The organism is Streptomyces sp. SID4985, from assembly GCF_009863025.1.
Classification (GTDB): domain Bacteria; phylum Actinomycetota; class Actinomycetes; order Streptomycetales; family Streptomycetaceae; genus Streptomyces.
Genome location: NZ_WWIR01000603.1, coordinates 1 through 13,857 on the forward strand (window position 1 = coordinate 1; position 13,857 = coordinate 13,857).

Annotated in this window: 10 protein-coding genes; 5 read left to right on the top strand and 5 right to left on the bottom strand. The window is 72.7% G+C overall.

Features of this window, described 5'->3' with window-relative positions; genetic code table 11:
• The 4 genes from GTW40_RS25835 to GTW40_RS25850 all read right to left on the bottom strand — a co-directional run.
• Positions 1-996, bottom strand: a 996-nt coding sequence (locus tag GTW40_RS25835; protein WP_237525687.1) for a SagB family peptide dehydrogenase, incomplete at its 3' end; no start/stop codon positions are given.
• A 77-nt stretch (positions 997-1,073) separates the two neighbouring features.
• A complete protein-coding gene (locus GTW40_RS25840; protein ID WP_343245790.1) occupies positions 1,074-2,861 on the bottom strand; it encodes a TOMM precursor leader peptide-binding protein in 1,788 nt (595 codons plus the stop codon).
• Between the two features lie 121 nt (positions 2,862-2,982).
• On the bottom strand, positions 2,983-5,250 hold the full coding sequence (locus tag GTW40_RS25845; protein ID WP_161182570.1) for a TOMM precursor leader peptide-binding protein: 2,268 nt from the start codon (positions 5,248-5,250) through the stop codon (positions 2,983-2,985).
• Positions 5,251-5,301: 51 nt separating this feature from the next.
• Entirely contained in the window at positions 5,302-6,459 is a 1,158-nt protein-coding gene (locus tag GTW40_RS25850) for an AfsR/SARP family transcriptional regulator (RefSeq protein WP_237525689.1), read from the bottom strand.
• A gap of 262 nt (positions 6,460-6,721) precedes the next feature.
• Between GTW40_RS25850 and GTW40_RS25855 the strand changes: the two genes are divergently transcribed.
• Positions 6,722-6,919, top strand: coding sequence for a hypothetical protein (locus GTW40_RS25855; protein ID WP_161182571.1), 198 nt, complete (start codon positions 6,722-6,724; stop codon positions 6,917-6,919).
• 169 nt (positions 6,920-7,088) lie between these two features.
• Entirely contained in the window at positions 7,089-9,194 is a 2,106-nt protein-coding gene (locus tag GTW40_RS25860) for a hypothetical protein (protein WP_202486432.1), read from the top strand.
• A 91-nt stretch (positions 9,195-9,285) separates the two neighbouring features.
• Here the strand turns inward: GTW40_RS25860 and GTW40_RS25865 are convergent, their stop codons facing one another.
• Entirely contained in the window at positions 9,286-10,233 is a 948-nt protein-coding gene (locus GTW40_RS25865; RefSeq protein ID WP_161182572.1) for a DUF5996 family protein, read from the bottom strand.
• A gap of 516 nt (positions 10,234-10,749) precedes the next feature.
• On the opposite strand from GTW40_RS25865, the gene GTW40_RS25870 reads away from it, so the two are divergent.
• The 3 genes from GTW40_RS25870 to GTW40_RS25880 form a co-directional block, all read left to right on the top strand.
• On the top strand, positions 10,750-11,889 hold the full coding sequence (locus GTW40_RS25870; RefSeq protein ID WP_161182576.1) for an LLM class flavin-dependent oxidoreductase: 1,140 nt from the start codon (positions 10,750-10,752) through the stop codon (positions 11,887-11,889).
• Positions 11,886-12,494 (top strand): CE1759 family FMN reductase, encoded by a 609-nt coding sequence (locus GTW40_RS25875; RefSeq protein ID WP_161182573.1) that lies wholly within the window; start codon positions 11,886-11,888, stop codon positions 12,492-12,494. The genes GTW40_RS25870 and GTW40_RS25875 overlap by 4 nt, the downstream gene beginning before the upstream one ends.
• Positions 12,495-12,722: 228 nt before the next feature.
• A partial coding sequence (locus tag GTW40_RS25880; RefSeq protein ID WP_272919039.1) for an arabinofuranosidase catalytic domain-containing protein occupies positions 12,723-13,857 on the top strand: 1,135 nt, incomplete at its 3' end.

The following is a 13,857-nucleotide window of genomic DNA, read 5'->3' on the forward strand; positions in this document are numbered from 1 at the left end:
GGGCGCGGGCAGCGTGACCCGCTCGCCGGGGCCTGCGGGGGCTGCCAGCGCCGGGTCGAGGACACCGGGCGCGGGACGGTCGGCGGCGCCCTCCAGGGTGGCGGCGTGGATCCGCTGGAGCGTCGGGAAGGTCTGGGTCCGGCGCGACTTCTCCGTGGGCACCTGACGCACGCGCGCCCCCGACACCGGCCCGGCGGCCTCCTCAGGTGCGGCGCCGCCCCAGCGCAGCGGCACCACCGCGAACACCCCGTCCTCCTCGGGGTCGAACCCCAACAGCCGCCCGATGCGCGGCTCGTCGAACCAGAACGCGCTGCCCAGGCTCAGCCCGTGCGCGCGGGCCCACATCCGCCAGGTCTGGAGCAGGGCGCCGATGTCCATGGTGATCGCGTGGTAGCAGAAACTGTTGTACTTGAAGGCGTTCTGCCAGAACGTCACGCCCAGGACCAGGAATTGGTCGGTGTCCGCGGCTTCCGGCAGCCCGCCTAGCGCTTCCCGGACCTCGCCGGACACATCGCCGGCCAGGAGCCGGGTCAGCCGGTGGCGCGGGGTGTCGTAGTAGTAGACGCCCGGGTTGAGCGGGCCGCTCGCGCCGCTGACCCAGTGCACCCCGATCGGGTAGAGGCCGCCGCCGGAGGCGGTGCCGCGGGACCAGTTGGCGTGTGTGTGGAACGGCAGCGAGCCCAGGTCGGAGTTGGCCTGCACGGCGAGCCTGCGCCCGGTCAGGCCGTAGGAGTCGCGGAGCATCGAGCCCAGCAGGGGCAGCGTGAACGCGCCGGTGCCCGCCTCCCCGAACAGGCCCCGGCCGAGTGTCGCGTTCTCCGCGTGGCCCCCGTCGGGCAGCGGGAAGGACGGCGCGCCCGGGAAGTGCTTCCCCTTGCGCGGCCGGTCGGCCCAGTCGGGCACGAAGTCGGCAGGCTCCATGGGCGTTCTGCCCCGCCGCATCACCGCGGTCGCGTACTCATGGGCGTATCCCACGGTCACTCCCTCTGTCTGCATCGTCTGAACCGTCTGCGTCGTCTGTGGGGGCGTCGGCGGCTCGGGCGCCGACGCCGGAGGAGGTACGGAAAGGCCGGTCAAGGGAAGGGATGAGGAGCGGGGTTGAGGTCGTCCGGCGTCAAGTCGTCGGCACGCAACCCCGCTTCGCGCAGCGCCGTGCGCGTACGGGGCATCAGTGCCGCGCGCTGACGGCTCCACCCGAAGTCGATCGGGATCAGCCCGGGGACCAGCACCTTGACGGTGTGGAAGCCCAACGCCTTTTGCTCGGGCGCTGTTTGGTCGATCACCACCACGTCGAAGCCGCGCCCGGTGACGGCCGCGACGCACGCCGCCACGTCCTCCCGCAGATCCGTGGCCGGACGCGGGACGCCGTCGGCCAGCGAGGCGAGCGGCACCCGCTCCCCGTCGTCCCGGCCGCGCAGCAGGAAGTCGGTGTACCGGCCCATCTCGGGCAGCCCGTACAGCAGCGGATGGTCGTGCAGCACGCGCACCTCGTCGAAGTCGGCCGCCATACGGCGCAGCCGGGGTTCCTCGCGCGCGGTGCGGCGGCGCAGGTTCACCGAGTCGGTGGCGATCTCGCACAGCCCGCCCGCGAGGGCGTCCTCGGGGTCCAGCGAGGCACCCGCGCCGAAGCACATCAGCCCGGGGCCGCCGTCCACCCGCTCGGCGACGGCCGTGACCACCGGCACCGGGAAGGTGATCCGGGTGTCGAAGAACCGCGCCCGGTAGCCGTACATCGCCAGCCGGTCCACCATCGCGCGGGTCGCCGGACGGGTACTGCTCGCCGGGTCGACCTCGGGCAGCCGGGCCCTGCCGAACCAGGCCAGCAGGAACGCGTCCCGCTCGATGGTCTCCATCAGCCCGTGATGCACCGCCTCGGCCAGACTCCCGCCGGACGCACAGCCGTTGGAGCTCTCCTGCACGAAGCGCCGCCCGATGCCGCCGGGCGCGTGGTAGTACGCGACCACCTCCGGCACCAGCACCGGCCGTTCGTCGCGCAGCGACCAGCCCCACACCCACGCGATGGGCCGGTCCGGCGCGAAGCGCGGCGCGCCGGTGCCGAGGTCGTAGAAGGAGTCGGCGTACAGGCCGGTCACCCGGGGGTCCACCGCCGTGTCCCCGAGTTCCTCCGAAGTCGCCGTGATCACCGTCCGTTTGGCGCGGGCGCGCATCCCGGCGTACCGCTCCAGGCCCTCAAGCAGCCCCACCCGCACGCTCGTTCCGTAGGCGCCGGTGTGGCCGCCCCAGTAGCACTCGCGCAGATACGCGCCGGAGCGGGTGGTGAACGCGCCCACCGTGGACGAGGTGGACGCCGACGCCAGATCCGGCGCGACCGATGGGCCGAGCATTCCGGTCAGCGGGTTGACGAACGCCTCCAGCGGCAGGTCGTACGCCCCGATGGGCCGGGTGCGGAAGCCGTCCGGGTCGTGCTTGGGCGAGGGGCCGAGGACGATCCTGGCTCCCTCGGCGGTGTCGTCGGGCCGCTGCGAACAGGCCGGGCACTCGCCGTCCGGGACCAGCGGGAACCGGGAGACACGCAGGGTCTCCAGGTCGAGGAGCCACACCCAGGGCCGGTGCGCGGCACCCGGCCGGCGGGCCGCCGCCGTGACCAGCGCGGCGAGCGCGTCCACCGTGAACGCGGCCCGCCACGGCGGAACCCCGGTCGCCCGGGTCTCCTCGCCCCGCTCCAGCGCATCGCGAAGGAACCCCGCGCGCACCGCCTGCCAGCGCCGGGCCAGACAGCGTGGACAGCCCGTCGCCCCGGGCGGGGTGACCGGACCGACCACGGCGTGATGCCCGTACAGCCCGACGGGTACCACCCCGGGCGTGAACTCCCCCGCACCCGAGGCGAGTTCATCCCGCACCCCGAGCTGTGTCACCACGCAGGGCGGTGTACCGGGGCGTGCGGCGAGGTCGGCCGTGAGCGCGGCGCACACCTCGTCCCACGGCTCGCACACCACCGGATCGGCCACGGCCGCCGTGGTCTCAGTGGGCACGACACTCCCCGCCGGACAGCAGCACCCGCGCCACGTGGACGTCGCCCGCGGCGAGGTCCGGTGCGGCCACCGGCACCGCGAACGCGTCCCGCCCGTCGGCGGCCAGCCCGTCCAGCACGGCGGCCCAGGTGGTGCCGGTCTCCCCGAGCGGTACGGCACCGGAGGCCACCAGCGTCGCCGCCTCCAGGTCCTCCCACACCGGGTCACCGGTGTCGGGCGCGGCCCCGGCCCGGCGCAGCTGCTCCGCGCCGAGCAGATCGCGCAGCGCCTCCAGCACGGCCTCGCGCGGACGGAGCCCGCTGCCCACGGCCCAGCGGACCGACCCGTTCTCCGAGTCGGTGAACCGGGCGAGGGCGACGGGAAGTTGACCGTCGGCCCCGGTGAGATCCAGGACCTCCGCAGCGACACCCAGGTTCTCCGCCGAGCGCAGCAGGAAGAGCAGCTCGGGGTCGCCGGTGGGCGAGCCGAGGTCCAGCGTGCGGACCGGGGCGGCCCGGCGGACCGCGCGGCGCAGCGCGTCGTACGCGAGTGCGGTGCGCAGGGCGCGGGTCAGCGCGGCACGCGGGCTGCCGCCCGCGCCCGTACCGGCCGAGGTGCGCTCGAAGAGTCCCTGGTCGTTCCAGCCGCCCAGCGTGCGCGCCGCGCCCGTGGGGACCAGGACCGTCCGCCCGTCCAGCAGCGAGACGGCCTCGCTCCAGGCGGCGATCCGGTCGGCGGGCACGTCCAGGCCGCTGGAGACGGATAGTGCGGCCGTGGCCACCCGGGTCCACTTGCCCGAAGCCGCCTCCAGGGAGGCCGGGTCCAGTACGTGGGGCGGCACCACGTGTTCGGCATACACCTCGGCGGCCCGGAAGAGGGCCGCGAGGCGTGCTCCGGCCACATGGTGCACATCCGCGGCGGAGACCTCGCGGACCCGGCCGGGCGCGAGACCGAGCCGTACGGTGCTCAGCTTGAGCGGGGTCTGCTCCCAGTCGTCGTCGGCGTACGCGGTGAAGACCCCGGCGGCCGCGTGGACCAGCACGTCGCGCCGCTCCAGTTCGGTGAGGGCGGCCTTGGCGGTGGCCTCGTCGGCCGGGCCGTCGGCGGGGAGTACGGCCGCCTCGTCGTCGGCGTGGGCCTCGCGCAGGGTGCCACCGGTGAGGGCGTCGGCCTCGGGGGCCGCGCAGAACCGGCAGCGCGGGTGCGGCAGCAGCGGCTCGGTCAGCACGTCGAGCGAGTCCAGGTCCTGGACGACGACCTGCCCCCGGGTCTCGGCGGGCAGCGCGCCCGTGACCAGGCGGAACACCTCGAAGGCGAGGAGGTTGCCGAGCATCCCGGCGAGCGGCCCGGCGAGCACCCGGTCCGGGGTGCCGAGTGGCGCGGCGGGGCCGACGGAGGCCCACAGGTCCGCGCTGTCGGCGGCGTCGGCCCCCGCGCCGAGCCGCAGTGCCGCGCACGACCAGCAGCCGGGCGTACCGGCGGTCGTCGCCGGGCCCACCACCGCGCGGTTGCCGAAGGTCCAGGCGCCAAGGAGCCGTCGCCCTGCGGGTATGCCCTCGGTGAGCAGCCTGAGGATCTGCCGGGGCGCGTCGGGGCCGGTCACGAGCACCGTGTCCCAGCCGTCCAGGTCGGCCCAGCCGTAGGTGCCGTCGGCGGACTCGGGCAGGCGGGCCACGCGCGGCGCACATCCCGCCTCCGTCAACTCGACCGTCTCGGCGTCGAGTTCGGCGACGCCCTCCACGCCGTGGAGTTCCCGGTCGAGCACGGCGGACGCGGGGCCCTCGGTGATGGCGACGGCCGCGCAGCCGTTGCGCAGCAGCCCCAGGGCCGCCCAGCGGGCCAGGGCGTCGGAGCCGAGGACCGCGACCGGGGTCGAGCGGAAGCGCAGGAAGCGGCCCGCCGCGTCGTCCGCGTAGTGGTCCAGATAGTCGACCTGATGGGCGAAATGCTTGGCCACCTGCGGCGGAAGTGGATCGGCCTCGGGTCTGGGTCCGGCATCCCGGGCGAAACCACGCGCGTAGAGTGCGCGCACGAGTCCGTACACCATGGCGCGCTGCTTGTCCCCCAGGCCGGTACACAGCTCGTCCACGCGCCGTTCGCCGTTGAGATGAGGCACGATCAGCGAGGCGAAGCGGTAGGCGTTCTGGGTGACCACGTTGAAGCCGCCGTGGGCGTTGTGGAAGAGCACGCCGTCCGGGGTCTGGGTGAACAGCACGTCCCTGCGGATACGGGGCCGCGACTGGGCGATCTCCTCGGGGGTGGCGGGAGCCTGGGCCATGCTTGCGGTACCTCCGAAAGACGAGGGGGGACGACGGTCGGCCGGGGCCGACTAGGGCGGGTCCATCGGGTCGTACGGGTCGTGCCGGTCGTACGGCCCGTGCGGGTCGTGCCGGTCGTACGGGCCGGGCGGCGCGGATGCGGAGGCCCCGGCGGAGCTGGCGGCCGTGGCCGGGAGGCTGGTGCCGGCCGCCTGGACGAAGAGCCGCAGCAGGTCGTGGACCCGGTAGCGGCCCGGCGGGTCCTCCTCCAGCAGTCCGGCGTCCACCAGTGCGCGCAGCACCAGGTCTCCGGGCGCCGGGGGAGAGGCCCGGCCGAGACCGGGCGGCGCCTCGCCGGGCGCCGAGGGCGGCACACCGGAGGCGGGCAGCGCGGGCCGCTGTCCGGACGGTTCGCCGCGCAGCACGGCCAGTTGGAGACCGCGCAGCGCGGGACCGGGCTCCACGCCCAGTTCCGTGGTGAGGTGGGTGTGGATACGCCGGTACTCGGCCAACGCCTCGGCGCGGCGGCCGGAGCGGTACAGCGCCTCGATCAGCAGCGCGGAGAGTCCTTCGTGACCCGGCTCGGCCCGTACCGCCTCGCGCGCCTCGGCGGTCATCTCCCGGTGCCGCCCCAGGCGGAGTTCGACGTCGAAGACCCGCTCCATGGCGAACAGCCGCTCCTCGGCCAGCCGCGGCACGTGGTCGCGGTGCAGCTCGTCGGAGTGGACGTTGCCGAGCAGCGGGCCCTTCCACAGACGTAACGCGGCCCGGCCGAGGCGCAGCGCCTGTTCGGGGTCCTCGGTGGCGGACGCCCGGCCGAGCAGCCCCCGGAACTGGAGCAGGTCCAGGGTGTCGGCGTCGGCGTGCAGCCGGTAGCCGCCGGGCACGGCCTCCACGGCGCCGTCGGCGACGCCGTACTTGGTGAACAGCCTGCGCAGCCTCAGGACGCAGGTGTGCAGGGCGGAGCGGCCCCCGGCGGGCGGCCGGTCGCCCCAGACGACGCGCTGGAGCAACTCGGCGGAGACCACCGCGCCCGGGTGCAGGAGCAGGGCGGCGAGCAGGGACGTGGGCCTGGACGGCTGGAGTACGACCGTCTCGCGGCCGTCGGTGATGGCCAGCAGGCCGAGGACGAGGAAGCGGGGGCGGCCGGAGTGTGCCGCGGCGGCCAGTCGCTCGGGGAGGGCGCCGTCGGGCGCGTGGAGACCGGTCTTCACCACAGCCTTTCGCATCGCAGGGTGAGTGATGCACCAACGGCCTTGCACGGCAACACACTTGTTAACATCCGGGGTGGAGGTTGTGAACAAGTCCACTGTCGAGACGGGAACTTAGAAGCGAACGGGTCATCCCGTCCAGTGGTTGGCGCGAAACAACTGGTTACATCTGAGGTGGAAGGGCCTTTGCTCGCTGCGGTGTTGGCGAGCGGTCCAGCAGGGCTTACCCTCCCGGTGGAGCCACGCGGCGCTCCCCGCAAGGCCGCACAGGGGAGGAACCATGTTGTGGTGGGCGCTCGTCCCGGTCGTCACGATGATCACCGGTCCGGTGGTCCTCTACATCCTCAGCCGCCGCAAGCGCGCCGACGACGGCACCGAGGAACGCTACGAGGAACTCTCCCGCAAGTACGACGAGTTGCTGGAGAAGACGGAATCCGGCGAACCGCCGACGACGGGAGACCGGCACCCGCACGCGTGACGCGGCGCCGCCCGCGCCGGTCCGTTGTGGGGCAGGTGCGGCACTGCCCGTTGTGACAACGTTGTCGGCGTCCGGTCGCCGACCCTGAAGCGTTCCGGGCACCCGTTCTTGGACAGCGAACCCTCCACTCGACGCGACGCCCTGCGGGGCGGCGAGGAAGGTACGTGCCATGACGCCCACTCGGACGACCCGTCGGCGCAAACGCCTTGCCGGGATGATGGCGGCCACCGCACTGGCCCTCGGCAGCGTGCTCTGCGGAGCGGGCGCGGCCGGAGCGGAGACCAGGGCGGAGGCCGGTGCGGACGTCGGTGCGGCCGCGCCGTCCTCCCCGTCGCTGGAGTTCGCCAACCCCGACGCCCAGGCCCTGATCGGCACCGCCTACGCGGCCGCGCTGGACAACCTGCTGCGGACGAACACGATCGCCTGGGACCCCGCCGTGTACGACAAGAGTGGTCTGATGGACCCGGACGTCGGCATCGTGCGCGCGGGAGGCGGCTATCCGCAGCCGTGGACCCGTGACGCGTCGGTGAACAGCTGGAACGCCACCAGTGTGCTGGACCCGGCGCTGGCCAGGAACACCCTGTGGTCGACCGTCGACAAGGCGGCCGACGGCGAGCTGCGGGTCCAGCAGGACGACCAGCAGTGGGACCAGGTCATCTGGGTCACCGCCGCGTGGAACCACTACCTGGTGACCGGCGACAGGGCCTTCCTGCGGGACGCCTACCGGACGGCCGCCGACACGCTGGCGATCCGTGAGCACGCCTCCACCGCCGGATACAACGCCAGGTACGGGCTGTTCACCGGGGCGTCCTTCTTCAACGACGGGATCGCCGGGTATCCCGCACCCCCGGCCGACGCCACCGAATCGGTCAGCACCGGGTCCATGCCGTGGCCCGGCGTGGCGACCGGGATGTTCCTGAGCACCAACGCGGTCTACTACGCCGCCTACGTCAACGCGGCGAACATGGCCGCCCGGCTCGGGCGCCCCGCCGCCGATGTCGCCGCCTACCGGGGCAGGGCGGCCGCGTTGAAGGCGGCGATCAACAAGCGGTTCTGGAACCCCAGGACGGGGCTGTACGACTACATGCTCCTCGCCGACGGTACCAAGGGTGCCTACCAGGAGGGGACCGGGCTCGCGTTCGCGCTCGTCTTCGGCATCGCCGACCCGGCCCGGGCCCGGTCGGTCCTCTCGCACGCGACCGAGATGACCTGGGGCATGCCCGACACCTATCCGAACTGGGCGCGCTATTCCGACGAACAGCCCGGCCGTCACAACGCGATCGTCTGGCCCGTGGTGCAGGGCCTGTGGGCCAAGGCGGCGGCGCGATGGGGAGCGCAGGAGACCTTCGCCTCCGAGACCGCGCGGCTCGCCCGGCTGGCCGGCAGCAACAGCGGGTTCTGGGAGATCTACAACGGCCGGACGGGCGTGGTGGACGGCGGCTGGCAGCGCCTGGGGGACACGGTGAAGTTCCACTGGGGATCGCAGCCCGACCAGACCTGGTCGGCCACGGCCTTCATCGACATGGTCCACTCCGGGCTCTTCGGGCTGGACTTCGGCGACCACGGACTGGCGGTCGCGCCCACGCTGCCCGCGGGCTGGGGCGACGTCACCCTGCGCGGCCTGCGCTACCGCGACGCCACCCTGACCCTCTCCCTGCACGGCGCGGGTACCGCGATCCGCTCGTTCAAGGTCGACGGCAGGACCGTCCCCGGCCACACGCTCCCGGCGTCGCTCACCGGCGAGCACACCGTCGACGTCACCCTCACCGGCGCCGTCGACAAGGACCGCGACGCGGACGGCGTCACCGACTCGCGCGACCGGTGCGCGGACACCGCCGGAACCCCCGCACTCCTCGGCTGCCCGGACCCCGGCCGCATCGAGGCGGAGGACGCCCTGAACACCGGCGGCGTCAAGACGAACGTCGACCACGCCGGTTACAGCGGCCGGGCCTTCGTAGACGGCCTCTGGTCACCGGGCGCCTCGTCCTCCTACACCGTGCACCGCACGACATCCGCCCCCACGACGGCGAGCCTGACACTGCGTTACGCCAACGCCCACAGCGACACCCGCACCATGACGCTGTCGGTCGACGGCCACATGGTCCGGCAGGTGAACTTCCCCAAGGTCTCCGACAGTTGGGACGACTGGGGCTCCGTGACCGTCGACGGCATCCCCGTCGACGGCCGGGACCCGGTGGTCACCGTCTCCTACGAGCCCGGCGACAACGCGGCCGTCAACCTCGACCGGGCGGAGTTCCACTTCCCGGCTCCCTGACGACTTCCCGGCTCCCTGACGACCGGTGCCGCCGCCGCGAGCAGCGCGGCGGCGGTACCGGCGAGGTGGCCGAAGAGGTGACCGATGGGCCTCAGGCCGGGGCGTGTTCGCTCATGTACCAGCCGTCCACCCGGGGGCCGACCAGGTCCGCCGGCCAGCCGGCCGTCGCCACCGCCGCGTCGTAGACCGCGTCGCCGAAGGCCACGATCGCCTGGTGGGGGTCGGGGGTCTCGCGGAGCTTGGACCACGGGAGGATGACGAGGCCCGCGTCGGGGTGCCACTCGGCGCCGTCGACGCCCCAGGAGCGGTCCTCCAGGCCGTCCGGCTGGGGCCAGATGTAGGCGTACATGCCGATGTCCAGCGGGTTGTCGCCACCGGACTTGGTGTTGTCGAAGGAGAAGCCCACCGACACGTACTCGTAGAGCTGGGCGTTGCGCATGAAGGGCGGGCCCTGGGACGGGGGAGTGGTCGGCTTGGCGCGGAAGCGGGTGGCCGAGAGATCGAAGCCGCCCCACATCAGGCCGACGCGCGGCCGGTGTCCGAGGTAGGGGGCCTGCCATGCCTCCAGGCCGTCGGCGGCCAGGTTGAACGCCTCCCACATGTGCCGGGCCGGGTGGGCCGACCAGACGCGTTCGGCGCGGTCGTCCTCGAAGGCCGGCGGAGCGCCCGGGATCTCGCAGATCAGGGAGCTGTGCGGGGCGGGGATGCCGAGGTGCGCCGCCGCGTCGCAGAAGTGGGCGTAGAAGTCGGCCACCGAGGTCCGCGACAGCGGCAGCGTGCGCGCACCGTCACTGGTCTCGATCACCACATCACCGTCGAGCAGCCGGTAGTGCACCGTGAAGGTCACCCCGTCCCGCCGGTACACCGGAGTGGTCAGGCCGCGTGGTGTGACGGTGAGGACGATGTTGCCCCAGCCGACCTGGAAGGGATCGTCGAGGGCGTACTTGCCCGCGATCTGCACGACCCGGTTCACGTACTCGATCATGGGGGCCAGTTCCGCGTGGTCCAGCACCGGCCACGCGTCGGAACGTGCGCTCACGGATGCCTCCCCAGCGTGTCGAAGGGATCGGTCCGGAAGGGAAGATCGGCCTGTCCCGCAGGGCACGGCCGTAGCGCCATTTTTCCACGGTCGACCGGGCTCCGCCTGTTCCCGGCCGCCCGCCTGCGCTCTCCCGCCCGTCCACGCTCTCCCGGCGGCCCCCCCGCTCTCCCGTCCCTCCCGCCGCCCTGCCGGACGGCCCCCTGCGTGCGACCATGGCGGCACAGTGGCATACGGGGGGCGCGCGAAGTGGGCCGCGGCGCCCGCGCGGGAGCCCGGCGTGCGGATCGCGGAGCCGATCGTTTAACGTTGTACCAATGATGGCGCGACGTGCGGCACGCGACGCGCGCCAGTCGCACCGGTCACCACCCCCGGAAGCCCGCCGTACCCCGGCGCCCGGGACCGCCCCGCAAGCGAGCCCAGGAGGAACCCAGCATGGCGTCGTCCGAGACAGCCGGAACCGGTTCGGCCGGCAACGGCCCGGCCGCGGACCAGGACCTGCCCGGCGCGTCCGGGATGCAGTTCGGCATCTTCACCGTCGGGGACGTCACCGCCGACCCCACCACGGGACGCACCCCCACCGAGGCGGAGCGCATCCAGGCCACCGTCGCCATCGCGCGCAAGGCCGAGGAGGTCGGGCTCGACGTCTTCGCGACCGGCGAGCACCACAACCCGCCCTTCGTGCCGTCCTCGCCCACGACCCTCCTCGCCTACATCGCCGCGCAGACCGAGCGCATCATCCTGTCGACCTCGACCACGCTGATCACCACCAACGACCCGGTGAAGATCGCCGAGGACTTCAGCGTGCTCCAGCACCTCTCCGGCGGCCGTACGGACGTCATGCTCGGACGCGGCAACACCGGCCCGGTCTACCCCTGGTTCGGCCAGGACATCCGCTCCGCCCTCCCGCTGACCGTCGAGCACTACGACCTGCTGCGCAGGCTCTGGCGCGAGGAAACGGTCGACTGGGAGGGCAAGTTCCGCACCGCGCTCCAGGGATTCACCCTGGCCCCGCGCCCGCTGGACGACATACCCCCCTTCGTCTGGCACGCCTCGATCCGCACCCCCGAGGTCGCCGAACTCGCCGCGTACTACGGCGACGGCTTCTTCGCCAACCACATCTTCTGGCCCGCCTCGCACACCAAACAGCTGGTGAACCTCTACCGCCGACGGTTCGCGCACTACGGCCACGGCACCCCCGAGCAGGCGATCGTCGGCCTCGGCGGCCAGGTGTTCATGCGGCCCAACAGCCAGGACGCCATCAACGAGTTCCGCCCCTACTTCGACAACGCCCCGGTCTACGGCCACGGTCCGTCGCTGGAGGAGTTCACCGAACAGACCCCGCTGACGGTCGGCTCACCGGCCCAGGTCATCGAGAAGACGCTCAACTTCCGCGACTACGTGGGCGATTACCAGCGCCAGCTCTTCCTCATGGACCACGCGGGACTGCCGCTCAAGACCGTGCTCGAACAGCTCGACCTGCTCGGCGAAGAGGTCGTACCCGTGCTCCGCAAGGAGTTCGCGGCCGGCCGGCCCGCGGACGTACCGGCCGCGCCCACCCACGCGTCCCTGCTGCGCGCCCGCCGCGCGGAGGAGGCCGAAGGGGAGAGCGGCGCGACGAAGAGCGACGACGAAGGGAACAGCGAAGCCCGATGAAGATCACCGTCATCTCCGGCGGCCTGCGCGAGCCGTCCTCCACCCGGCTGCTCGCGGACCGCCTCGCCGCGGCCGTCACCAAGGACCTGGAAGCGCAGGGCGAGCCGGTCGAGCTGTCCTACGTCGAACTGCGCCCGCTGGCCCACCCCGTCATGGACGCCATGCTCACCGGGTTCACCGGCGAGGCGCTGGAGTCGGCCTTCGAGCGGATCAGGGAGGCGGACGGGGTCATCGCGGTCACGCCCGCGTTCAACGCCTCCTTCAGCGGACTGTTCAAGTCCTTCTTCGACGTGCTCCCGGAGGAGACCCTCTCCGACATGCCCGTCCTGATCGGCGCGACCGGCGGCACCGAACGCCACTCCCTGGTGCTCGAACACGCCCTGCGCCCGATGTTCTCCTACCTGCACGCGATCGTCTCGCCCCGACCGGTCTACGCCGCCACCGGCGACTTCGGCGCGCAGAGCGGTACGGGACTCGGCAACCGCATCACCGAGGCCGCCGCCGACTTCACCCGCGTGCTCCGCTCCTGCGGACCGCGTTCCCGGCGCGACGTGGCCGAGGAGGAACTCGCCGCGATGCAGCACCTGTTGACCGGCGAGCGATAGAGGCGCGCGGCGCGGGGCCGGCCGTACGTCCCGTTCGGCCCCGCGCCCACAAAGCAACAATTCAGGACACGTATCAAACTTTGAACCAAGCCTGAAGCGACAAATCTTGACGTCCTCGAACGTGGTCCGTACCTTCCGCAACGGCTGTGACGCGTTCCGCGACCGAAACGGAACGCGATTTCCCCGCACGCCGGTTGGAAGCACGTCCCGTCCTTCGAGGAGCAGACGATGCGCCGAGAGAGATCGCTATTACCGTCCGTCCTGGCCGCCCTGCTGCTCCTGCTGGGCTCCCTGATCGGACTCGCCGGCCGCGCCGAGGCCGCCGGTTCGCTGCCGTGCGACATCTACGGCGCGGCCGGTACCCCCTGCGTCGCCGCGCACAGCACCACCCGCGCCCTGTTCTCCGCCTACAACGGCCCGCTCTACCAGGTCACCCGCGTGTCCGACGGCGCCACTGCCGACATCGGCGTCCTGTCGGCGGGCGGCTACGCCGACGCGAACCGCCAGGACACCTTCTGCGGCGGCTCCACCTGTCGCATCAGCAAGGTCTACGACCAGACCACCCGCCACAACGACCTGACCCCCGGCCCGGCGGGCACCGCCGGAATGGGCGCCGACCGGGGTGCCGACGCGAGCGAGATCGCGGTCACCGCGGGCGGCCACAAGGTCTACGGCATCTGGATCTCCCCGGGTGTCGGCTACCGCTACACCGGAGTCGCCTCCGGCGTCGCCGTCAACGGCCAGCCCGAGGGCGCCTACATGGTGGCCAGCGGCACCCACGTCGGCTCCGCGTGCTGCTTCGACTACGGCAACGCCGAGCGCACCCCGGCCGACACCGGAAACGGCCACATGGACGCCGTCTCCATCGCCACCACCTGCTACTTCGCCCCCTGCACCGGCTCGGGACCGTGGATCGAGGCCGACCTGGAGAACGGCATGTTCCAGGGCGACAACGGCTCCAACACCGCCAACCGGGGCAACAACAGCACGTACGTCACCGCCATGCTGAAGAACAACGGCCAGACCCGCTACGCCCTCAAGGGCGGCGACTCCCAGTCCGGCGCCCTGACCACCTGGTGGGACGGCGGGCTGCCGACGCGCGGCGGCTACAAGCCCATGCAGCAGGAGGGCGGCATCATCCTGGGCACGGGCGGCGACAACAGCAACTGGAACATGGGCACCTTCTTCGAGGGCGTCATGACCGCCGGCTATCCGACGGACGCCGCCGACAACGCCGTCCAGGCCAACATCGTCTCGGTCGGCTACTCCGGCCAGACCAACGTGCCCAACGGCCCCCAGGGCACCATCACCGGACCCGGCAACAAGTGCGTGGACGTCGCCGCCGACGACACCGGCGTCAACG

What these genes read in the sequence shown, in the direction of transcription:
- GTW40_RS25855 (WP_161182571.1), top strand. Translation starts at nt 6,722, where the DNA reads ATGTTGTGGTGGGCGCTCGTCCCGGTCGTCACGATGATCACCGGTCCG.
- GTW40_RS25870 (WP_161182576.1), top strand. Translation starts at nt 10,750, where the DNA reads ATGCAGTTCGGCATCTTCACCGTCGGGGACGTCACCGCCGACCCCACC.
- GTW40_RS25845 (WP_161182570.1), bottom strand. Translation starts at nt 5,250, where the DNA reads ATGGCCCAGGCTCCCGCCACCCCCGAGGAGATCGCCCAGTCGCGGCCC.
- GTW40_RS25850 (WP_237525689.1), bottom strand. Translation starts at nt 6,459, where the DNA reads ATGCGAAAGGCTGTGGTGAAGACCGGTCTCCACGCGCCCGACGGCGCC.
- GTW40_RS25875 (WP_161182573.1), top strand. Translation starts at nt 11,886, where the DNA reads ATGAAGATCACCGTCATCTCCGGCGGCCTGCGCGAGCCGTCCTCCACC.
- GTW40_RS25860 (WP_202486432.1), top strand. Translation starts at nt 7,089, where the DNA reads ATGACGCCCACTCGGACGACCCGTCGGCGCAAACGCCTTGCCGGGATG.